This window comes from Azospirillum sp. UENF 211521 (assembly GCF_058780535.1).
Window position 1 is genome coordinate 1,997,474 of record NZ_JBSNCF010000001.1, and the last position, 19,094, is coordinate 2,016,567.

The 19,094-nt window shown below is 70.1% G+C and carries 20 protein-coding genes; 12 read left to right on the top strand and 8 right to left on the bottom strand.

Going from position 1 to position 19,094, the window contains the following annotated elements:
* Nucleotides 1–6: 6 nt before the first annotated feature.
* The 6 genes from ACWPN5_RS09300 to ACWPN5_RS09325 form a co-directional block, all read right to left on the bottom strand.
* A complete protein-coding gene (locus ACWPN5_RS09300) occupies nucleotides 7–543 on the bottom strand; it encodes a tripartite tricarboxylate transporter TctB family protein (protein ID WP_200479019.1) in 537 nt (178 codons plus the stop codon).
* Between the two features lie 52 nt (nucleotides 544–595).
* Nucleotides 596–1,585, bottom strand: a complete 990-nt coding sequence (locus ACWPN5_RS09305; protein WP_145689387.1) for a Bug family tripartite tricarboxylate transporter substrate binding protein — start codon at nucleotides 1,583–1,585, stop codon at nucleotides 596–598.
* A 54-nt stretch (nucleotides 1,586–1,639) separates the two neighbouring features.
* Nucleotides 1,640–2,638, bottom strand: coding sequence for a bifunctional enoyl-CoA hydratase/phosphate acetyltransferase (locus ACWPN5_RS09310; protein ID WP_492295267.1), 999 nt, complete (start codon nucleotides 2,636–2,638; stop codon nucleotides 1,640–1,642).
* 14 nt (nucleotides 2,639–2,652) lie between these two features.
* A complete protein-coding gene (locus ACWPN5_RS09315; protein WP_492295268.1) occupies nucleotides 2,653–3,540 on the bottom strand; it encodes an IclR family transcriptional regulator in 888 nt (295 codons plus the stop codon).
* A 209-nt stretch (nucleotides 3,541–3,749) separates the two neighbouring features.
* Nucleotides 3,750–4,559 (bottom strand): IclR family transcriptional regulator, encoded by an 810-nt coding sequence (locus ACWPN5_RS09320; RefSeq protein ID WP_492295269.1) that lies wholly within the window; start codon nucleotides 4,557–4,559, stop codon nucleotides 3,750–3,752.
* 458 nt (nucleotides 4,560–5,017) lie between these two features.
* On the bottom strand, nucleotides 5,018–5,497 hold the full coding sequence (locus ACWPN5_RS09325; protein WP_103040629.1) for an Lrp/AsnC family transcriptional regulator: 480 nt from the start codon (nucleotides 5,495–5,497) through the stop codon (nucleotides 5,018–5,020).
* Nucleotides 5,498–5,689: 192 nt separating this feature from the next.
* On the opposite strand from ACWPN5_RS09325, the gene ACWPN5_RS09330 reads away from it, so the two are divergent.
* The 11 genes from ACWPN5_RS09330 (at nucleotide 5,690) to ACWPN5_RS09380 (ending at nucleotide 15,619) form a co-directional block, all read left to right on the top strand.
* On the top strand, nucleotides 5,690–6,070 hold the full coding sequence (locus tag ACWPN5_RS09330) for a Rid family detoxifying hydrolase (RefSeq protein WP_014200209.1): 381 nt from the start codon (nucleotides 5,690–5,692) through the stop codon (nucleotides 6,068–6,070).
* Between the two features lie 7 nt (nucleotides 6,071–6,077).
* The gene (locus ACWPN5_RS09335) at nucleotides 6,078–7,229 is read left to right on the top strand and encodes a PLP-dependent cysteine synthase family protein (RefSeq protein WP_145689391.1); all 1,152 of its coding nucleotides are present in this window, start codon (nucleotides 6,078–6,080) and stop codon (nucleotides 7,227–7,229) included.
* A 75-nt stretch (nucleotides 7,230–7,304) separates the two neighbouring features.
* On the top strand, nucleotides 7,305–7,802 hold the full coding sequence (locus ACWPN5_RS09340; RefSeq protein WP_014200207.1) for an L-2-amino-thiazoline-4-carboxylic acid hydrolase: 498 nt from the start codon (nucleotides 7,305–7,307) through the stop codon (nucleotides 7,800–7,802).
* A 32-nt stretch (nucleotides 7,803–7,834) separates the two neighbouring features.
* Nucleotides 7,835–8,968, top strand: coding sequence for an ABC transporter substrate-binding protein (locus ACWPN5_RS09345; protein ID WP_492295270.1), 1,134 nt, complete (start codon nucleotides 7,835–7,837; stop codon nucleotides 8,966–8,968).
* Between the two features lie 129 nt (nucleotides 8,969–9,097).
* The gene (locus tag ACWPN5_RS09350; RefSeq protein ID WP_059399728.1) at nucleotides 9,098–10,015 is read left to right on the top strand and encodes a branched-chain amino acid ABC transporter permease; all 918 of its coding nucleotides are present in this window, start codon (nucleotides 9,098–9,100) and stop codon (nucleotides 10,013–10,015) included.
* A complete protein-coding gene (locus ACWPN5_RS09355; protein ID WP_119509291.1) occupies nucleotides 9,996–11,063 on the top strand; it encodes a branched-chain amino acid ABC transporter permease in 1,068 nt (355 codons plus the stop codon). The genes ACWPN5_RS09350 and ACWPN5_RS09355 overlap by 20 nt, the downstream gene beginning before the upstream one ends.
* An 8-nt stretch (nucleotides 11,064–11,071) precedes the next feature.
* Nucleotides 11,072–11,839, top strand: coding sequence for an ABC transporter ATP-binding protein (locus ACWPN5_RS09360; protein WP_094307113.1), 768 nt, complete (start codon nucleotides 11,072–11,074; stop codon nucleotides 11,837–11,839).
* Entirely contained in the window at nucleotides 11,829–12,572 is a 744-nt protein-coding gene (locus tag ACWPN5_RS09365; RefSeq protein ID WP_492295271.1) for an ABC transporter ATP-binding protein, read from the top strand. Before ACWPN5_RS09360 ends, ACWPN5_RS09365 begins: the two co-directional genes overlap by 11 nt.
* 19 nt (nucleotides 12,573–12,591) lie before the next feature.
* On the top strand, nucleotides 12,592–13,122 hold the full coding sequence (locus ACWPN5_RS09370) for an L-2-amino-thiazoline-4-carboxylic acid hydrolase (RefSeq protein ID WP_051658725.1): 531 nt from the start codon (nucleotides 12,592–12,594) through the stop codon (nucleotides 13,120–13,122).
* The gene (locus ACWPN5_RS09375) at nucleotides 13,119–14,318 is read left to right on the top strand and encodes a M20 aminoacylase family protein (RefSeq protein WP_492295272.1); all 1,200 of its coding nucleotides are present in this window, start codon (nucleotides 13,119–13,121) and stop codon (nucleotides 14,316–14,318) included. Before ACWPN5_RS09370 ends, ACWPN5_RS09375 begins: the two co-directional genes overlap by 4 nt.
* Nucleotides 14,315–15,619, top strand: coding sequence for an NAD(P)/FAD-dependent oxidoreductase (locus tag ACWPN5_RS09380; protein ID WP_492295273.1), 1,305 nt, complete (start codon nucleotides 14,315–14,317; stop codon nucleotides 15,617–15,619). Before ACWPN5_RS09375 ends, ACWPN5_RS09380 begins: the two co-directional genes overlap by 4 nt.
* Before the next feature lie 16 nt (nucleotides 15,620–15,635).
* On the opposite strand, the gene ACWPN5_RS09385 is transcribed toward ACWPN5_RS09380, so the two are convergent.
* Nucleotides 15,636–16,838, bottom strand: coding sequence for an MFS transporter (locus tag ACWPN5_RS09385; RefSeq protein ID WP_492295274.1), 1,203 nt, complete (start codon nucleotides 16,836–16,838; stop codon nucleotides 15,636–15,638).
* A complete protein-coding gene (locus tag ACWPN5_RS09390) occupies nucleotides 16,835–18,028 on the bottom strand; it encodes a serine hydrolase domain-containing protein (RefSeq protein WP_492295275.1) in 1,194 nt (397 codons plus the stop codon). Before ACWPN5_RS09390 ends, ACWPN5_RS09385 begins: the two co-directional genes overlap by 4 nt.
* A 116-nt stretch (nucleotides 18,029–18,144) precedes the next feature.
* Between ACWPN5_RS09390 and ACWPN5_RS09395 the strand changes: the two genes are divergently transcribed.
* Nucleotides 18,145–19,053 carry a LysR family transcriptional regulator gene (locus tag ACWPN5_RS09395; protein WP_492295276.1) on the top strand — a complete coding sequence of 303 codons (909 nt, stop codon included), beginning with the start codon at nucleotides 18,145–18,147 and terminating at the stop codon, nucleotides 19,051–19,053.
* The last annotated feature ends 41 nt before the right edge of the window (nucleotides 19,054–19,094 follow it).

Genomic DNA, 19,094 nt, shown 5'->3' on the forward strand with positions numbered 1-19,094 from the left:
GCCGGCTCAGTAGATGCCGAGCAGGCGGTAAAGCGCGACGGTGAAGTCGTCGAAGACGCCATGGCCGCGGTTCAGCGGCATCTGGGCGAGGAGGACGAAGACGTAGAGCAGCACCACGCAGCCGATGCCGGTGACCAGAGCCAGCGTCAGCGGGCGCCGGATGCCGCCGATGACGCACCACAAAGCGACGAAGGCGAGGGTGGCGACCGGAAAGCCGAGTTGCGGCAGGGCGAGGCCGTAGAGGATCACCAGCCCCAGCCCGATCATGGCCCGGCCATTGGCGTAGCCTTCGTACTCCTCGTCGACCGGCTTCTGCCGGTGGACCGCGCGCCGCAGCGCCAGGAGTTCCTTGGCGATCCAGATCAGGGCGCACAGCCCGACCGCGCCCAGCATCAGCCGGGGCCAGCCCGTCGGTCCCACCGGGTCCGGCAGGCCGGCGATCATGGTGCTGTCGCGCACGATGTGTTGCGAGAGAAGAAGCGACCCGAAGAGCAGGGCCGCGGGTGTCGCCAGCCGGCGAAGACCGTGGGACAGGGGAGTCACGGTTCCCTCCCTGAAGAGCGATGAAGCGGGTGGGGCGGATGTGGAACTGGACTCAGCCCGGTGTCTGGCCGACGGTCTTCGTCGCGAAGCGGTCCAGATAGCCCTTCACGGTTTCATAAAAGGCCTTGACCTCCTCCTTGGCCTGGTCCGGCGTCACCAGCGTGTCGACGCAGGTGAAGGTGTCGGCGCAGAAGGTCTTCCATTCCGGGCTCGCCAGCACCTTGGCGGCGGCCTCGTGCAGCTTCTGCACGCGCTCGGGCGGCGTGTTGGCGGGCACCGCCAGCGTGCGGAAGTTCGGCAGGTCGCCGATGTCCAGCCCCAGCTCCGCCGAAGCCGGCACGTCGGGGAAGGAGGGGTGGCGCTGCTTGTCGAACACGACGATGGGCCGCAGGTCGCCGGATTTCAGGAACTGGGCGACGTCGCCGGGCTCCTCGTAGATCGCGTCGGTGTGGCCGCCGATGGGCGAGGCGTAGCGTTCCGACGGGCGGGCGAAGGGGACGTTGGTCACCGGCACGCCCTGGCTTCCCAGATACTTCAGCGTGATGTCGTCCTGCGTGCCGTAGCCGGAGGTGGCGACGCGCAGCTTGCCGGGGTTGGCCTTGGCGTGGGCGGCAAAGTCCTCGTAGGTCTTGAAGGGGCTGTTCTTCGAGACGTAGAGCATCGACGGCGAGTTCTGCATCATCGCCACATAGACGAAATTGTCCGGCTTCGCGGTGCCCAGGCCCGACGCCCAGGAGGAGACGGACAGCGCGATCAGCGTGCCGATCGTGTAGCCGTCGGCCGGGTTGGTCAGGACCCGCGTCAGGCCGGCGTTGCCCGACGCCCCGGACACGTTGACGACGGGCATGGCGACGCGGAGATGCGGTTCGGCGAGGCGGGCGAACTGGCGCGCCATCAGGTCGGCGCCGCCGCCGGCCCCGAAGGTCGCGATGACCTCGATGGGGCGCGACGGGTAGTCGTCGGCGCGCGCAGGGCCGGATGACAGGACGGGTGACATCAGCGCGGCCACCGCCGCGGTGAGCGTCAAGGCGTTGCGGAGCATTTGCATTCCCTCCCAGGGTTTGATTTTTTTTGGCGGGGTTCGTCTTTCTGGCCGTCAGGCGTGCAGGCCGGGTGCGGCGCCTCCCTTGGCTGCGGTGGTGGGGTAGGGCGCGCCCGGCGTGGCGGAGCGGCGGCGCCCGGCGACGATCCGGGCGATGGCGGCGGCGGCGATGCGGGCCGCCGGCGGGTCGGCGCGCGAGGTGAGGACGATCGGCACCGCAGCGCCGAGCACGATGCCCGCGGCGACCGCGTCCAGGAAATGCACCAGCGCCTTGAACAGGGCGTTGCCGGTCTCGATGTTCGGCACCACCAGGATGTCGGCGGCCCCGGCGCAGGGGTGGGACAGGTTCTTGATCCGCGCCGCCTCGGCGGACACCGCGAGGTCGAGCGCCAGCGGTCCGAACACCGTCGCCCCCGGCACCTCCTGCTGGCACAGGCGGGTCAGCCGGTCGGCGTCCATGCTGGAGGGGACCCGTTCGGTCACCTCCTCGGTGCAGGAGAGCAGGGCCACGCGCGGGTCGCTGCCGCCGACCAGCCGCCACAGCTCCACGGCGTTGCGGATGATGTCCAGCCGGGTGTTCAGCGACGGCGCCACGTTGATCGCCGCGTCGGTGATGACCAGCTCGCGCCCCGATCCAGGCAGCGTCATGTGGAAGGCGTGGGTGAAGCGGCGCCCGGTGCGCAACCCGTTCTTCGGGTCGAGGGCCGCGAGCATCAGCGTGTCGGTGTGGATGTGCCCCTTCATCAGCGCGCCGACGTCGCCGGATCGGGCGAGCGCCACCGCGATCCGCGCTGCCGCCGCGTCGTCGCGGGCCGGAACCACGCAGGCGCCGTGGAGCGTCCAGCCGATCCGGCGGGCGCTGTCGGCGATGGCCGCCGGATCGCCGACCAGCACCGGCTCGATGAGGCCGAGGGCGGTGGCGCGCCGCGCGCTTTCCAGCGCGACCGGCGACCCCGCGGCGACCACCGCCGTGGGAACCGGTTCCAGGGCGGCGCTGCGCGCCATCAGCCGGGCCGGGCAATCGGCGGCGGTCGTCTCTAGCGTCCTTGCCATGGCGTCCGTCGTCCTTAGGGTGTGAGGGCCGGCTCGGCCGGGGCGGCGTCGATGCCCAGCGCACGGGCCATGTCGCTTGCGGCGCGGTGCAGGACCGGCAGGCGCTCGGCCACCGATTCCCGCGACAGCCGGACCTTCGGCGCCTGCACCGCCAGGGCGGCGACCATCCGTCCCGCGCCGTCGCGGATCGGCACCGCCGCGCAGAAGACGCCCGGCATGTACTCCTCGTCGTCGAAGGAATGGCCGCAGGCGGCGATGCTGTCCAATTCCGCACGGAACAGCGCCGGGTCGCACAGCGTCGCCGCCGCCATGCGGGGCAGCGGCAGGCAATCCAGCAGGCGCCGCCGCGGCAGCTCCGGCAGAAAGGCCAGGAACAGCTTGCCCATCGCCGTGCAATGCAGCGGCACCCGCGAGCCGACGCCGAATTCCAGCCGCAGTGGCCAGTTTTCCACCTCGACGCGGTCGAGATAGACGACGTCGCCGCCCTCCAGCACGCCGATGTTGCAGGTCTCCCCCAGTTCCAGGCTGAGCGCCCGCAGCCGGGCGTGCGACGGCGCCTGAACCAGGGAACTGCGCAGCGTGTTGAGCGCCAGTGTGCGCAGTTTCGGGCCGACGGTCACCAGCCGGCCGTCGATCGGGCGGGCGAGAAAGCCGCGCTCCTCCAGCATGGCGATCAGCCGGTGGGCGGTCGGCTTCGGCAGGGCCAGCTTCTCGGCGATGTCCTTGACGGCCATCGGCTGCCCCGCCCCGGCCACCGCGTCCAGCAAGGCCAGGACGCGGTCGGTGAGGGGGCGTCGGTCGGCAGAGTTGTTGTCGGCCGCGCCGGTGTCGGCGGCCTCGTCGATGGTTGGTTCGGGGGGCTCCCGCAACGGACCGGAGCCCACGGCGATCTTCCGCGTCATCGTTCCTCCCGTGACTGGAAGCGTATCGCTCGGCCTCTTGGTCTCATTCAGCGATACGATTTGTATCATTAACTCACAGGACCCTGGGTCGCGCAAGCCCAAAAAGTTCGTGTACCCAATTATCCATGCATACGCGGGCATGCCCAGCCGGCATCCCGCGGCTCGGGTGATGAAACGTCCGGTTTCAAGGAGCGATGGGGGGAGGAGGGCTATCCGAACTGCGCGGACAGGGCCTCGGCTCCGCGGCGGAGGATGGGCAGGACCCGCTCGACGCGGTCGTGCGACAGCCGGACCTTGGGAGCCTGCACGGCGATGGCCGCCACCGTCCGGCCCGTGGAGGAGAGGATCGGCACCGCCACGCAGAACACGCCCACCACATACTCCTCGTCGTCGAGCGAGTAGCCGCGCGCGGCGATGGACTCCAGCTCGGCGGCCAGCGCCGCCGGATCGGTGAGGGTGTGGGCGGTCTGCGCGGAGAAGGGGCCGGAGGCGAGAAGGCGGCTGCGCATGGCGTCCGGCAGGGTGGCGAGGAACAGCTTGCCCATGGCCGTGCAGTGCATCGGCACCCGCGATCCCACGCCGAACTGGAGGCGCAAGGGCCAGTGCTCGACCTCGACGCGGTCGAGATAGACGACGTCGCCGCCGTCGAGGACGCCGACGTTGCAGGTTTCCCCCAGCTCGGCGCTGACCGCGCGCAGCACCGAGCGCACCGGCGCGCGGGACAGCGAGGCGCGCAGGATGCCGACCGCCAGCCGCGCCGCCTCGACGCCGATGATGACGTCGCGCGTTTCCAGGTCCCGCGCCAGAAGCCCCTTCTCGATCAGGCCGTTGACGAGGCGGTGGGCGGTCGGCTTGGGCAGGCCGAGCGTCGCCCCGATGGTCTTCACCGCCAGCGGGCCGGGGGCCGACGCGACCAGCTCCAGAATGGCGAAGGTCCGGTCGGTCGCGGCGGCCTTTGGCTTGGCCGCGTCGTCGGGGACGTTGGCGGTGGCGGAAGTCTGCGTGCTGCGCGTTTTCAAGGTTCGCCTGCCCTGGCGGTTTCAGCGTCTCATTGAGTGAGACGTGACGCATATAGACCGCCCGCTTTGCGCAGGCAATAGGCAACGGGGGCGGAGCGCAGGGTGATTGCATTGAAGTCCCCTCTCCCCTCCGGGGAGAGGGTTAGGGTGAGGGGGTTGTGCTTTTGCCGGACCTGCCGCCAAGCACATCCCCCTCACCGGCCCTCCGGGCCACCCTCTCCCCAGGGGGGAGAGGGTTATAGAGGCCAAACGCCCGATCCATTCACACACCGGCAGCCACGAGAAATGAATTTCTCATAGGTTGCTTTAAGCGTGGAAATATTTTCTACGGTGAAGCGTCTTCCTGGCCAAAAAAGTAAAAAATTCTCATACGAACCATGCGATATTGAGAATCACTACAGGGGCTTCGCAAAAAACGCCGAAGCGTGAGTCTAAAAAGAAAACCAACAAGTAAAATCCTAGCTGGTCTGGGTTTTTACGTAAGAAAGAGGGACTTCCGTTGTCGATTTCATTTCTTCCATGGCGAACATCGACGAGACATCCTGAAGCTCGATGCGCTCGATGAGCTTTCGGTAGAAGGCGTCGTAGGCCTTGATGTCCGGAATGACCACCCGCAGCAGATAATCGATTTCGCCGCTCAAGCGGTAGAGATCGACAACCTCCGGTATGTCGGCCACCACGCGGCGGAACTCCTCCAGCCATTCCGCCGAATGTTTGCTGGTTCGGACGGCCACGAAGACGGTCACGTCGACGTTCAGCTTGGCCCGGTCCAGCAACGCCACGCGGCGGCGGACATAACCTTCCTGTTCAAGGCGTTGCACGCGGCGCCAGCAGGGGGTGGCGGACAGGCCGACCTGCTTGCCGAGGTCGGCGAGCGACAGGGTCGCGTCGGCCTGGAGGGCGGCCAGGATCTTCCGGTCGGTGGCGTCGATGGTCATCGGGGTTGCTCAGGGCCTTCGCGGTTGGGACGGATGATTTTGCTCGTTTGGCCCGCCCGGAGAAAAGCTTTTTCGTTTTGAGGATTTTGCATGCACCCGCATGCCGCCATCGCGGGCAGACCGCCCGGCCTTTGAGCAGGCCAGCCTTTAGCAGGCGGCCGCCACCACAGGGCCAGAACAGGAAAGATCAGGATGATGACCGACACCATCGCCACGGACAAAGCCCCGGCCGCCATCGGCCCCTACGCCCAGGCCCGCGTCGCCGGGGGGCTGCTGTTCGTCTCCGGCCAGCTGCCGATCGACCCGGCCACCGGGGCCTTCGCCGGTCCGGACGCGCCCACCCAGGCGGCGCGCAGCCTGACCAACATCGCGGCGATCGCCGAGGCCGCGGGAACCAGCTTGGCGAAGGCGGTGAAGATGACCGTCTACGTGACCGACCTCACCCAGTTCAAGGCGGTGAACGAGGTCTATGCCGGCTTCTTCCAGGCGCCGTTCCCCGCCCGCTCGACCGTCGAGGTGTCGGCGCTGCCGCTCGGCGCGTCGGTCGAGATCGACGCCGTCATCGCGCTTTGAGGGTGACATGACCGCTTCCGCGCAGACCGTGCCGTTTTCTCCCGGCGCCGGTTCGATCCGTCAGCCGATCCGCCTCGATTACACCCCGCTGCCCGAGGTTGCCTGCCGCGACTGGACCCGGCGCGCGATCGAGCTGCTGGAGACCGAGGCGGCGCGGTCGCCCGACACGCCGCTGCTGAAGCTCGACGTTCCGGAGCTGTCCGGGATCGACGTCTACCTGAAGGACGAGTCGACCCACCCCACCGGCAGCCTGAAGCACCGCGTCGCCCGGTCGCTGCTGCTGTTCGCCATCTGCAACGGGCGGATCGGCGAGGGCACGCCGGTGATCGAGGCGTCGTCGGGCTCCACCGCGGTGTCGGAAGCCTATTTCGCCCGTCTGCTCGGCCTTCCCTTCCACGCGGTGATGCCGCGCGGCACCTCCGACGAGAAGGTCGCCGCCATCGAACTGCACGGCGGGCGCTGCCACTTCGTCGAATCCTCCAAGGCGATCTACGCCGAGGCGGCGGCGCTGGCGGCGCGGCTGGGCGGCGTCTATCTCGACCAGTTCACCTACGCCGAGCGCGCCACCGACTGGCGCACCGACAACATCGCCCAGTCGATCTTCGGCCAGATGCGCAGCGAGCGCCACCCGGTGCCCGACTGGATCGTGATGAGCGCCGGCACCGGCGGCACCGCCGCCACCATCGGGCGCCACATCCGCTACCGCCATCTGCCGACCCGGCTGTGCGTTCCCGACGCCGAGCATTCGGTTTTCTACGAGAGCTTCGTCAACCGCGACGCCGCGCTGACCTGCGAGCGCGGGTCGCGCATCGAGGGCATCGGGCGGCCCCGCGTCGAGCCCTCCTTCATCCCCGAGGTCGTCGACCAGATGATCAAGGTGCCCGACGTGGCCTCGCTGGCGGCGATGCGGGTGCTGTCGCGGCGGCTGGGCCGGATGGTCGGCGGGTCCACCGGGACCAACTTCTTCGGGCTGTGCTGGATCGCCGGACGGATGCGCGACGCCGGGCGGGCCGGGTCGCTGGTGACGCTGATCTGCGATTCCGGCGAGCGCTACCGCAACACCTACCACGACGACGCCTGGATGGGGCGTGCCGGTTTCGACACTGCCGCCGACGAGGCGCGGATCGAGGCCTTCCTTCAGGGCGGCCCGTCCCTCTGACGCAAAGAACAAACGCTTTCAAAAAACAAAAATCGCCACCGCAAGACAATTGGCAGAGAACAGGAGCATTCACCGATGGACGAGTTTCGCACACTTCTGCGCAACGCGATGAAGAGCCGCGCGATGGTCTATGAGGCGGCTTTCGACGAGATGCGCAAGGAGATCGGCGAGGAGAAGGCCCGGGAGATCATGGCGCGCACCATCTATCGCCGCGGTGCGGCCATCGCCCACAATTTTGCGCCGCACGCCCCGGCCGATCTCGCCGGCCTGCGCGACTCCTTCCTGAAATTCATCCCCGACGCCGAGGTCCAGTTCGGTCCGGAGGTCGTGCGCTGCACCGACGAGGTGCTGGAGATCCGCTTCCACACCTGTCCGCTGAAGGAAGCCTGGCTGGAGGCCAACCTGCCGGCCGAGACGGTGGAGACGCTCTGCGAACTCGCCGGCGCGGTCGACAAGGGCACCTTCGAGACCGCCGGCTTCGAGATCGAGGTCGACACCTGGAAGCCGGGCCGCAGCACCTGCTGCCACCTGACGATCACGCCGGGAGCCGCCGCTCCGGCCGCCGCGAATTGACCGTCCAGCCTCGCCGACAGGGGAACCGAACCATGAGGAAGAACGCCATTCTCGGCGCCGTTGTGGGCGCCATGCTGGCCGCCACCGCCGGCGCCACCGTTGCCCAGGCCGCCGACCGCGAGATCGTCATCGGCTATCAGGCGCCGCTCAGCGGCGACCGCAGCCAGTACGGCGAGATGTTCCGCAACGCCGCCCAGATCAAGCTGGAGGAGTTCAACGCCTCGGGCAAGCTGGCCGGCGCCAAGGTCGCCATCACCTTCGAGGACAGCAAGGACGATCCCAAGGAGGCGCGCAACATCGCGCACAAGTTCCTCGACAATTCCAAGGTCGTCGGGGTGATCGGCGACTTCTCCTCCACCGTGTCGATGGCGGCGGGCGAGATCTACGCGGCGGAGAAGATGCCGCAGCTCTCCCAGACCGCCTCGCACCCGGATTTCACCAAGCTCAGCCCCTGGCAGTTCCGCAACATCACCACCCAGGCCTTCGAAGGCCCGTACAACGCCGACTGGATCATCGCTGCGGGCAAGAAGACGGCGGCGGTGATCTACATCCAGAACGACTGGGGCATCTCGGCGCTCGACGGCTTCGTCAGCGGCTTCAAGGCCAAGGGCGGCAAGATCACCGCCACCGAGGCCTTCAACCCCGGCAACCGCGATTTCCGCTCCATCCTGACCAAGGTCGCCCGGCAGAAGCCCGACGTGATCTACCTCGCCATGTTCTACGAGGAGGGGGCCGCCTTCGCCCAGCAGCGCGAGCAGCTCGGCATCAAGATCCCGCTCTACGGCACCAGTTCGCTCTATTCGCCCAAGCTGATCGAGCTGGGGCGTGACTCGGTGGAGGGGCTGCATCTCGCCACCACCTTCACGCCCGACAACCCCGACCCGGCGGTGCAGACCTTCGTCAAGGAATACGCCGCGCGCTTCAAGTCGGAGCCCGGCATGTTCGCCGCCCAGGCCTACGACGCGGTCGGCATCATGCTGGACGCCGTCGCCAAGGCCGGCCCGTCGGTGACGCGTGAGAGCCTGCGCGACGCGCTGGCCGCCACCACCGGCTATCCCGGCGTGACCGGCGCCACCAGCTTCGACCCCGTCACCCGCGAGCCGGCGAAGGCGCTGGCCAAGATGATGGTGAAGGACGGCCGCTTCCAGGTCGTGACCGGTCCCTGACCGGTACCGTCTAAGGACGCCCCCAGGGACGCCCCAGGGCTATCCACACGATCCGCTTTTCGGGACACACGCCGTGGTGCGCGCTCCGCCGGGACCGGCGGGCGCGCTCCCCGAAGCCTGGAGCACGCCATGGTCTTCGATGTCTTCTTCCTTCAGCAGGTCATCAACGGCCTGTCCATCGGGTGCGTCTACGCCCTGATGGCGATCGGCTTCACGCTGATCTTCGGCGTCCTGAACGTCGTCAACTTCGCCCATGGCGAGGTCTACACCATCGGCGCCTTCGTCGGGCTGATGGTCATCACCGCGATGGCCCCGCCGCTGCTGGCGGTGGTGCCGCTGGTTCTGGCGGTGGGCGCGGTGTCCGGCGTCGGGCTGGAGCGCATCGCCTTCCGCCCCTTCCGCCGCTTCACCGACGAGGCCAGCCAGAAGTCCCGCGCCATGCGCGAGGCGACGCTGCTCTCCTCGCTCGCCGTGTCGATCGTGACGCGCGAGATCATGATGCACATCTTCGGCGGCGACATGCAGGGCATCCCGTCCGGCTACCTGCTGCAGCAGCCGGTCGCCATCGGGCCGGTCATGGTCGCCAGCGGCAGCCTGGTCATCTTCGCCACCTCCGCCGTCATGCTGGGCGCGCTGCAGTTCCTGCTCTACCGCACCCAGACCGGCCTCGGCATCCGCGCCGTGTCCAACAACCAGCTCGGCGCCCGCTACGTCGGCATCAACACCGACCGCACCATCGTCACCACCTTCGCGGTCGGCTCGATGCTGGGCGCCACGGCGGGAATCCTGGTCGGCCTCTACGACGGCGCCATCTCGCCGCACATGGGCTTCGCGCCGGGCGTCAAGGCCTTCGTCGCCATGGTGATGGGCGGCCTGTCGAGCATCCCCGGAGCGGTCGCCTGCGCCCTGCTGCTCGGCGTGTCGGAGAGCATCGCGACCGAGTTCCTGTCCAGCGGCTGGAAGGACCTGATCACCTACAGCCTTCTGGTCATCACGCTGGTCTTCTTCCCGCAAGGATTGTTCGGACATGGACGTGAACGTGCCTGACGCCCGGCTGATGCCGGACACCCTCGCGCCGCCCGCCGCGTTTTCCGGGCGAGGCCGGCGGTTCGCCTGGACCCTGCTCCTGCTGGCGGTCGCCTTCGGCGCCGTGCCCGCCGCCATCGTCGGCACCGGGTCCAGCTACCTCGCCCAGATCGCCATCACGACGATGATCTTCGTCATCCTGTCGGCCAGCCTGAACCACGTGACGGGCACCGCCGGGCTGCTGTCGATCGGCCACGCCGCCTTCTACGGCATCGGCGCCTACGCGGCGGCGCTGCTGTCCACGAAGCTCGGCCTGCCCTTCATCGTCACGCTGCCGGCGGCGGGGCTGATCGCCGCGCTGTTCGGCTTCCTGGTGGCGCTGCCGACCATGCGGCTGGTCAGCATCTACTTCGCCGTCGCCACGCTGGGCATCGGCGAGATGATCTACGTGGTCCTGCTGAACTGGGTGGACGTGACGCGCGGCCCGATGGGCATCCGCGGCATCCCGCCGATCTCGCTGTTCGGCTGGCAGGCCGACACGCTGCTCAGCCGTTATCTGGCGGTCGCGGTCATCGCCGTCGCCTGCGTCTGGGTGCTGCACCGGCTGACCCACTCCTACTACGGCAACGCGCTGCGGGCTCTGCGCGAGGACGACCAGTGCGCCGACAGCATGGGCATCAACGTGGAGCGGCTGAAGATCGAGTCCTTCGTCGTCGCCACCTTCTTCGCCGGCATCGCCGGGGCGCTGCTGGCCCACACCTCCGCCTACATCGCGCCGGACAACTTCCGCTTCATGGAATCGATCCTGATCCTGGCGATGGTGGTGGTCGGCGGGCTGGGCAGCCTTCCCGGCGCGGTCGTCGGCGCCCTGTTCATGATCGTCCTGCCGGAGGCGCTGCGCGACATCGGCGATTACCGCATGATCGCCGTCGGCGCGACCATGTTCCTGTCCATCCTGCTGCTGCCCAAAGGCATGCTGGCCGAAGGCACCGCGCTGGGCTTCGTCCGCCGCTCCTTCTCCCGCGGCTGGGCCACCATCGCCGGCGGCACGCCCGTCGGCTGGAAGTGAGGCGGATCATGAGCAACACGCTTCTCTCCATCCAGGGGCTGACCCGGCGCTTCGGCGGCCTGCTGGCGGTCAGCGACGTCAGCGCCACCATCGCCAAGGGCGAGTTGGTCGGGCTGATCGGCCCCAACGGCGCCGGCAAGACCACCCTGTTCAACCTGATCACCGGCTTCACCCCGCCGTCGGACGGCACGGTGACCTTCGACGGGCAGGACGTCACGGGCCGCAAGCCCTGGCAGATCGCCCGCATGGGCATGGGCCGCACCTTCCAGAACCTGCGCGTCTTCCCCAACATGACGGTGTTCGACAACGTGTCCGTCGGGGCGGTCGGCGCCTTCGGCCAGTCGCCCTGGCGGGCGCTGGTCAACGGCGGCGCCCACAGCCGCGCGGTCAGCGAGCGGAGCTGGGAGGCGCTGGAGCGCGTCGGCCTGACCGCCCAGGCCGGGGACATCGCCGCCAACCTGTCCTACGGCAAGCGCAAGTATCTGGAGATCGCCCGCGCCCTGGCGACGGCGCCCCGGCTGCTGATCCTCGACGAGCCGGCGGCGGGCCTGAACGACACCGAGACGGCGGAGCTGGCCGACTTCATCCGCCGCCTGCACGCCGGCGGCGTCACCGTTCTGCTGGTCGAGCACGACATGGGGCTGGTGATGGGAAGCTGCAGCCGCGTCATCGTCCTGGCGTCCGGCCGCAAGATCGCCGACGGCACGCCGGAGGCGGTGCAGCGCGACCCCGCCGTTCTCGAAGCCTATCTGGGAGTGGAAGACGATGCCGCTTGACGGAGCCCAGGCCAGCAACACCACCTCCCGCCGCATCCTGGAGGTCCGCGACCTGACGGTGCGCATGGGGCCGCAGGAGATCCTGCGCGGCGTCTCGCTCGACGTGGCGGAGGGGGCCATCGTCGCCGTGCTGGGCGCCAACGGCGTCGGCAAGACCACGCTGATGCGCGCCCTGTCGGGCATCTACCGCACCACGGGCGGCGCCACCGTCTTCGACGGCGAGGACATGACCGACAGCCCCAGCCACGAGGTGGTGCGCCGCGGCCTCGCCCAGGCGCCGGAGGGGCGGCAGATCTTCGGCACCATGACGGTGCGGGAGAATTTGCTGCTCGGCGGGCGGACGTTGCGCCACGACCGCGCCGCCCGCATGGAGCGGATGCTGGAGCTGTTTCCCCGCCTGCGCGAGCGGCTGACCCAGAAGGCGGGGTCGCTGTCGGGCGGCGAGCAGCAGATGCTGTGCATCGCCCGCGCCTTGATGTCGAAGCCGCGCCTGCTGCTGCTCGACGAGCCGTCGCTCGGCCTCGCGCCGATGGTGGTGAAGCAGATCTTCGACCTGCTGGTCCAGATCCGCGGCGAGGGCACCTCGATCCTGCTGGTGGAGCAGAACGCCCGCGCCGCGTTGCGCGTCGCCGATCACGCCTATGTCATGGAGGCGGGAAGGGTGACACTCTCGGGCAGCGCCGCCGATCTGGCCGCCGACCCGCGCGTGCGGGCGGCCTATCTCGGCGGCTGACGGAAAAAGGATCGCAGCGATGACCACCGACACCGAAAACGCCGCCCCCGCGTCCGCCCCCCTGCCCATCCTGGAGCGGCGGCGCATCGAGGCGGCCTTCGCCAAGGCGCTGTACGACCAGCTCCTGCCCGAGATCGGACGGGAGCGGGCGCGCGCCGTGCTCGCCCGCGCCATCGAGGTGATGGCCCGCGAGGCCGGCGCCGCCATGGCCGCGGAGGACCGCGCCACCCGCGGCACCGCCGACCTCGCCACCTTCCACGAGCGGCTGGCCCTGTGGACCGCCGGGGACGCCCTGCGGTTGGAGGTGATCGAGAGCGCGCCCGACCGGCTGGGCTTCAACGTCACCCGCTGCCGCTACGCCGAAAGCTACCGCGCCATGGGCGTGGAGGAGATCGGCGACATCCTGTCCTGCAACCGGGACGGCGAGTTCATGTGCGGCTACCGGCCCGACGTCCGCTTCACCCGCACCCAGACCATCATGCAGGGCGCCAGCCACTGCGACTTCCGCTACAGCCTGCCGGCGGGCGGACCCCAGGAGTCCCCGGAATGACCATCCCCGCGAACGTCCGCCTGCACCCCGCCGCCGAGGCCCTGGCCCCGGAGATGCGGCAGTGGCGGCACCATCTGCACGCCCATCCCGAAACCGCCTTCGAGGAGCACGAGACCGCCGCCTTCGTCGCGGACAAGCTGCGCGCCTTCGGGCTGGAGGTGGCGACGGGGCTGGGGCGCACCGGCGTGGTCGGCACGCTGAAGGGCCGGCGGCCCGGCGGCCGGGCCATCGCGCTGCGCGCCGACATGGACGCGCTGCACATCCACGAGACCAACGACTTCGCCCACCGCTCGGTCAATCCGGGGCGGATGCACGCCTGCGGCCACGACGGCCACACCACGATGCTGCTGGGGGCGACCAAGGTCCTGGCCGACGACCCCGACTTCGCCGGGACGCTGCACGTCATCTTCCAGCCGGCCGAGGAAAACGAGGGCGGCGCCCGCGAGATGGTCGCCGACGGGCTGTTCGAGCGGTTCCCGGTGGACGGCGTCTATGGCATGCACAACTGGCCGGGCCTGCCGCTCGGCCAGATCGCGCTGCGGCCGGGGCCGATGATGGGCAGCTACGACATCTTCGAGGTGACGGTCCACGGCAAGGGCAGCCACGCCGCCATGCCGCATCTCGGCCACGACCCGATGACCGCCGCCGGCCATCTGCTGACCACCCTGCAGACCATTCCCGGCCGCAGCCTTCACCCGCTGGACAGCGCCGTGGTCTCCACCACCTGGATCACCGGCGGCGACACCTGGAACGTCATCCCGGCGGAGGTCACGCTGCGCGGCACCGTCCGCGCCTTCAAGGAGGGGGTGCAGGACGTGGTCGAGGCGCGGCTGCGCGCGCTGGCCGAGCACACCGCCGCCGCCTTCGGCTGCACCGCCGGCGTGCGCTACGAGCGGCGCTACCCGGCGACGGTCAACAGCGCCGCCGAGACCGCGCTGTGCGCCCGCGTCGCCGCGTCGCTGGTCGGCGAGGCGAACATCGATCACGACCCGATGCCCTCCATGGGTGCGGAGGATTTCGCCTTCATGCTGAAGCAGCGGCCGGGCTGCTACGTCTGGCTGGGCAACGGGCCGACCGACGGCGGTTGCCTGCTGCACAACCCGGGCTACGACTTCAACGACGCCAATCTGGCCATCGGCGCCAGCTACTGGGTGGCGCTGGCCAAGACGCTGCTGGTGGAGGAGGGGACCCGATGAGCGCGCTTCTCAAACCGCTGCTGGACGCGCCGCCGCCGGACTCCCATTGGGCGGCGAGCGCCGTCGCCGGTCCGGAGACCGGTCCGCTGGACGGGGCGGTCCGGGCGGACGTGGCGGTGGTCGGGGCGGGAGTCACCGGCCTGTCCACGGCGATCCATCTGGCCGAGCAAGGCGTGCGCGTGGCGGTGCTGGAGGCGCGCGAGCCGGGCTTCGGCGGGTCGGGCCGCAACAACGGCCAGATCATCCCGACGCTGTCGCGCCTCGACCCCGCCAACCTGACGGCGGCCTACGGCGAGGCGAAGGGATCGGCGCTGGCCCGCATGGTCGGCGGCTCGGCGGCGCTGGTCTTCGACCTGATCGAGCGCTACCAGATGCGCTGCGACGGCGTGCAGAAGGGCTGGATCCAGCCGGCCCACCGGCCGGGCCGCATGAAGGCGGCCGAGCAGCGGGTCGCGCAGTGGCGGGCGCTGGGGGCGGAGGTCGCGCTGCTCGACGCGGCGCAGACGGAGCAAGCGCTGGGCACGCGCTTCTGGCACGGCGCCATGGTCGCCCCGACCGGCGGGCATGTGAACCCGCTGTCGCTGGCCCGCGAGATGGCGCGGGCCGCCCTCGGGCTGGGCGTGGCGATCCACAGCGACACTCCGGTCGTGTCCATCGCGCGCTCCGGCACCGGCTGGACGCTGACCACGCCGCGCGGCAGCGTGACCGCCGACCGCGTCGTGCTGGCGACCAACGCCTACACCGACGATCTGTGGCCGGGGCTGCGCCGCTCCGTCGTGCCGGTGCTGAACTTCCAGATGGTGACGGAGCCGCTGCCCGCCGCCCTGCGCGCCAGCGTGCTGCCCTCCGACATGGCGTGCAGCGACACCCGCGGCGACCTGCATTTCTTCCGCTGGACCGCCGACAACCGGCTGGTCTCCGGCTGCACGCTGGTGCGGTCGGCGGACGCCGAGCGGCGGGCGCGGGAACGCACGCGGGAGCGCATCCGCCGCGTCTTCCCCCAGATCGGCAACCCGGCCATCGCACGGAGCTGGAGCGGGCATCTGGCGATGACCGCCGATTTCCGGCCCCACTTCCACGAGCTGGCGCCCGGCGTGACCGGGGCGGTCGGCTACAACGGGCGCGGCATGGCGCTGGGCACCGCCGTGGGCCGCGAACTGGCGCTCCACGCCACGGGGACGGGCGCGCCGGAACTGGCCTTGCCCTTCACCCCGGTGAAGCCGCTGCCCTTCCACGATCTGGTGACGCGCTTCTCCCGGCTCTACATGCTGCATCTGCGCCGGCTGGATCGCACGGACTGACGGCGGCGGCGCCCTTTCACGCTCCGGCCGCGTCGGCCGGGGCGGGAAAGCCGTGCCGCCTCGCCCCCCACACCGCCAGCAGCGTCGCCGCCAGCAGCACCAGGACGGCCGGCGCGAAGGCGCCGACGCCCAGCCGTTCGAGCAGCACGCCGCCGAGGAGGCCGCCGCCGGCGATGGCCGTGTTCCAGGCGGTGACCAGCATGGACTGGGCGACGTCCGCCGCGTCGCCCGCCGTCCTGGCCAGGGCCGTCTGGAACAGCGTCCCCGCACCGCCGAACGCCAGGCCCCAGGCGGCCACCGCCGCAAGGATCACGGCCGGGGCATCGCCCGCCACGCCGAGCACCAGCGCGGACAGACCGAACAGGACGGTGCTGGCCAGCGTCAGCGCCCGCAGATGGCCGTCGATCAGCGCGCCGACGATCCAGATGCCCAGCAGAGACGCGGCGCCGAACAGCAGCAGCGCCAGATCCGTCCGCCCTTCCATGCCCGCCGCCGCCAGGAACGGCGCGATGTAGGTGTAGAGGATGTTGTGCGCCAGCACGAAGGCCAGCACCACGAACAGCACCGGGCGCACGCCGGCCAGGGTGAACACGCGCCCCGGAGACAGCCGACTGCCCGCCGCCTGCCCGGCGAAGTCCGGCACCACGACGCGCACCCACAGCATGAGCGCCAGCGCCAGCGCGCTCATGAGTCCGAAGCACACCCTCCAGTCCACCAGATTGCCCAGGAAGGTGCCGGTCGGCACGCCGAGCGACAGAGCCAACGGCGCGCCGACCATCGCGACGGCGATGGCCCGGCCCTTCTGGTGGTCGGGCACCATGCGCGCGGCATAGCCCGCCAGCAGTGCCCACATCAGGCCGGCCGACACGCCCGCCAGGAAGCGCGCCACCATGGTCAGGGCGAAACTGCCGGACAGGGTCGTGACGGTGTTGGCGACGACGAAGCCGGCGATGGCCGCCAGCAGCAGCGGGCGGCGGCGCACCCCCTGCGCGGCGGCGGTCAGCGGGATGGCCGCCGCCAGCGAACCGGCGGCGTAGATCGTCACGGTCTGCCCGACCCAGGCTTCGGTCACTCCCAGCCCTTGGGCCATCTGCGGCAGCAGTCCGGCGGGCAACGCTTCGGTGAGGATGGTGATGAAGGCCGCCATGGCCAGCGCCAGCAGCGAGGCTAGGGGCAAACGGTCCGAAGCGGCGGCGCTTGTGCGCGGGGGCGTCCTCATGGCCGCGCCTCCAAAGCGCCATAGACCGCGTCGCGCAGATCGGTGACGAAGCGGCCGCACATGCCCTCGTAGAGCGTGTTGGTGAAGGCGACGACGCTGAGGCCCCGCGCCCGGTCCACGAACCAGGAATGGCCATAGGCGCCGCCCCAGCGCCAGGTCCCTTCCGATTCGGGCGAGGCGGCCGATGCCGGGTCGCGCAGGACCGAGAAGCCCAGCCCGAAGCCGAAGCCGGGCGCGTTGGGCAACTCCCGGCCGGCCGTCTGGTCCCGGGCCATCTCCGCGATCAACTCGCCGGGCAGGAGCGCGCCGCCGCCCTGGCGCAGGGTCTCCAGCAGCCGCAAAAGATCCTCCGCCGTCCCCGCCATGCCCGCGCCGCCCGACGGAAAGGCCTGTGGATCGAAGATGCGTTCAGGGCTGTAGGCGATGCCGACGGCGCCCTCGAAGGGGGAGACCGTCTCGCCCTCGGCCAGCCGATGCGGCTGTGGTGCATCGCTCACATAGGCGGTCGCGACGCGCCGGGGATCGCGGGCGGTGAAGCCGGTGTCCGCCATGCCCAGCGGGCCGGTCACCAGACGGCGCACCGCCTCGTCCAACGGCGTGCCGTGGACCCGCGCGACCAGCGCGCCCAGCACGTCGGTCGCCAGTGAGTAGCCCCAACCCATCCCCGGTTCGTAAAGAAGCGGCACGCCGGCGAGGCGGCGCAGGTTCTCGTCCAGGGTGATGCCGGAGGCGTCCATGCCGTCCGACACGCCGGCCCGCGCATAGGGGCCGTCCGCGTCGGCTTCGAAGAAGCGGTAGCCGAGACCGGCGGTGTGGCTGAGCAACTGCCGCGCCGTGATGCGCGCCGGTCGGCCGTCGGCCAGCCGGGGCTGGAACCGGGGCAGCCAGCGCGTGATGTCCGCGTCGAGGTCGAGCCGGCCTTGCGCCACCAGCGCCAGCGCCGCGGTGGAGACGATGGGCTTGCTGACCGAGGCCAGACGGAAGACCGTCTCCACGGCCATCGGCCGCGCGCTTTCGCGGTCGGCGAAGCCGGCGGCCTGCCGGTGGAGCAGCGCGCCGTCCCGCGCCACCAGGACGACGGCGCCGACAAGCCGCTGCTCGTCGAGCGCCCGCTGGACGACGCTGTGGACGCGCTCACGGAGGGTCGCCGGCGGAACGCCTTGGCGGAGGGCAATGGGTGGATGGGTCATGGCACGCGGCTCGTTTCAATGGGCGATGACCTGACGATAAAAATCCTGCTATTAAAGAAAAAGCCGGGTGCAGTTCCTGATTGTGCGGAGCTGGATGTCCGCAATGGAGGCGCCGGATGGACAGCCTGAACGGCTTCGTGGTGTTCGTGCAGGTTGCCGAGACGCGCAGCTTCGTCGCCGCCGGCCGGCTGCTCGGCGTGTCGGCCTCGGCCGTGGGCAAGAGCGTGGCGCGGCTGGAGGAGAAGCTGGGCGTGCGCCTGTTCCACCGCAGCACGCGCAGCGTCACGCTGACCGCCGAGGGCGCGCTGTTCCTGGAGCGCAGCCGCCGCATCCTGGCAGAGATCGAGGCGGCGGAGCTGGAGCTGTCCCAGGCCTCCGCCGCGCCGCGCGGGCGCCTGCGCGTCAGCCTGCCGCTGGTCAGCTCGCTGCTCCTGCCGGTGCTCGGCGAGTTCATGCGCGCCTACCCCGAGATCGAGCTGGACCTGGACTTCACCGACCGCATGGTCGACGTGATCGAGGAGGGCTTCGACGCCGTGGTGCGCACGGGCGAGCCGGCCGATTCACGGCTGTCGGCGCGCCGGCTGGGGAACTTCCGTTTGTTGCTGGTCGCCTCGCCGGATTATCTGGCGCGGCGGGGCACGCCGCGGACACCGGCCGATCTGCGGCGGCACGACTGCCTGCACTACCGCTTTCCCAGCAGCGGCAAGCTGGAAAGTTGGGCGCTTCGGCAGGCGCCCGGCGAGCCTGACCTGCAACTGCCGACCTCGATGATCTGCAACAACATCGAAACGCGCGTGTGCTTCGCGCTGCAGGGGCTGGGGATCGCCTACCTTCCGGACTTCGCCATCCGCGATCTGTTGGCCGATGGCCGGCTGGAGCCGGTCCTGGCCGATCACGTGGGGCGCACCAGCGTTTTCCATGTGCTGTGGCCGGCGAGCAAGCACCCCTCGCCGAAGGTGCGGGCGCTGGTGGACTTCCTGCGCGCGCGGGTGTTCCCGGCCGCGAAGGCCAAGCCGGGCGTTTGAGAGTCCGGCGGTTGACAGTCCGGGGGTAGCCCAGCCACTGT

Coding starts and splice junctions, on each gene's coding strand:
- ACWPN5_RS09305 (WP_145689387.1), bottom strand. CDS start 1,585: ATGCTCCGCAACGCCTTGACGCTCACCGCGGCGGTGGCCGCGCTGATG.
- ACWPN5_RS09310 (WP_492295267.1), bottom strand. CDS start 2,638: ATGGCAAGGACGCTAGAGACGACCGCCGCCGATTGCCCGGCCCGGCTG.
- ACWPN5_RS09315 (WP_492295268.1), bottom strand. CDS start 3,540: ATGACGCGGAAGATCGCCGTGGGCTCCGGTCCGTTGCGGGAGCCCCCC.
- ACWPN5_RS09325 (WP_103040629.1), bottom strand. CDS start 5,497: ATGACCATCGACGCCACCGACCGGAAGATCCTGGCCGCCCTCCAGGCC.
- ACWPN5_RS09330 (WP_014200209.1), top strand. CDS start 5,690: ATGATGACCGACACCATCGCCACGGACAAAGCCCCGGCCGCCATCGGC.
- ACWPN5_RS09335 (WP_145689391.1), top strand. CDS start 6,078: ATGACCGCTTCCGCGCAGACCGTGCCGTTTTCTCCCGGCGCCGGTTCG.
- ACWPN5_RS09340 (WP_014200207.1), top strand. CDS start 7,305: ATGGACGAGTTTCGCACACTTCTGCGCAACGCGATGAAGAGCCGCGCG.
- ACWPN5_RS09345 (WP_492295270.1), top strand. CDS start 7,835: ATGAGGAAGAACGCCATTCTCGGCGCCGTTGTGGGCGCCATGCTGGCC.
- ACWPN5_RS09350 (WP_059399728.1), top strand. CDS start 9,098: ATGGTCTTCGATGTCTTCTTCCTTCAGCAGGTCATCAACGGCCTGTCC.
- ACWPN5_RS09355 (WP_119509291.1), top strand. CDS start 9,996: ATGGACGTGAACGTGCCTGACGCCCGGCTGATGCCGGACACCCTCGCG.
- ACWPN5_RS09360 (WP_094307113.1), top strand. CDS start 11,072: ATGAGCAACACGCTTCTCTCCATCCAGGGGCTGACCCGGCGCTTCGGC.
- ACWPN5_RS09365 (WP_492295271.1), top strand. CDS start 11,829: ATGCCGCTTGACGGAGCCCAGGCCAGCAACACCACCTCCCGCCGCATC.
- ACWPN5_RS09370 (WP_051658725.1), top strand. CDS start 12,592: ATGACCACCGACACCGAAAACGCCGCCCCCGCGTCCGCCCCCCTGCCC.
- ACWPN5_RS09375 (WP_492295272.1), top strand. CDS start 13,119: ATGACCATCCCCGCGAACGTCCGCCTGCACCCCGCCGCCGAGGCCCTG.
- ACWPN5_RS09380 (WP_492295273.1), top strand. CDS start 14,315: ATGAGCGCGCTTCTCAAACCGCTGCTGGACGCGCCGCCGCCGGACTCC.
- ACWPN5_RS09385 (WP_492295274.1), bottom strand. CDS start 16,838: ATGAGGACGCCCCCGCGCACAAGCGCCGCCGCTTCGGACCGTTTGCCC.
- ACWPN5_RS09390 (WP_492295275.1), bottom strand. CDS start 18,028: ATGACCCATCCACCCATTGCCCTCCGCCAAGGCGTTCCGCCGGCGACC.
- ACWPN5_RS09395 (WP_492295276.1), top strand. CDS start 18,145: ATGGACAGCCTGAACGGCTTCGTGGTGTTCGTGCAGGTTGCCGAGACG.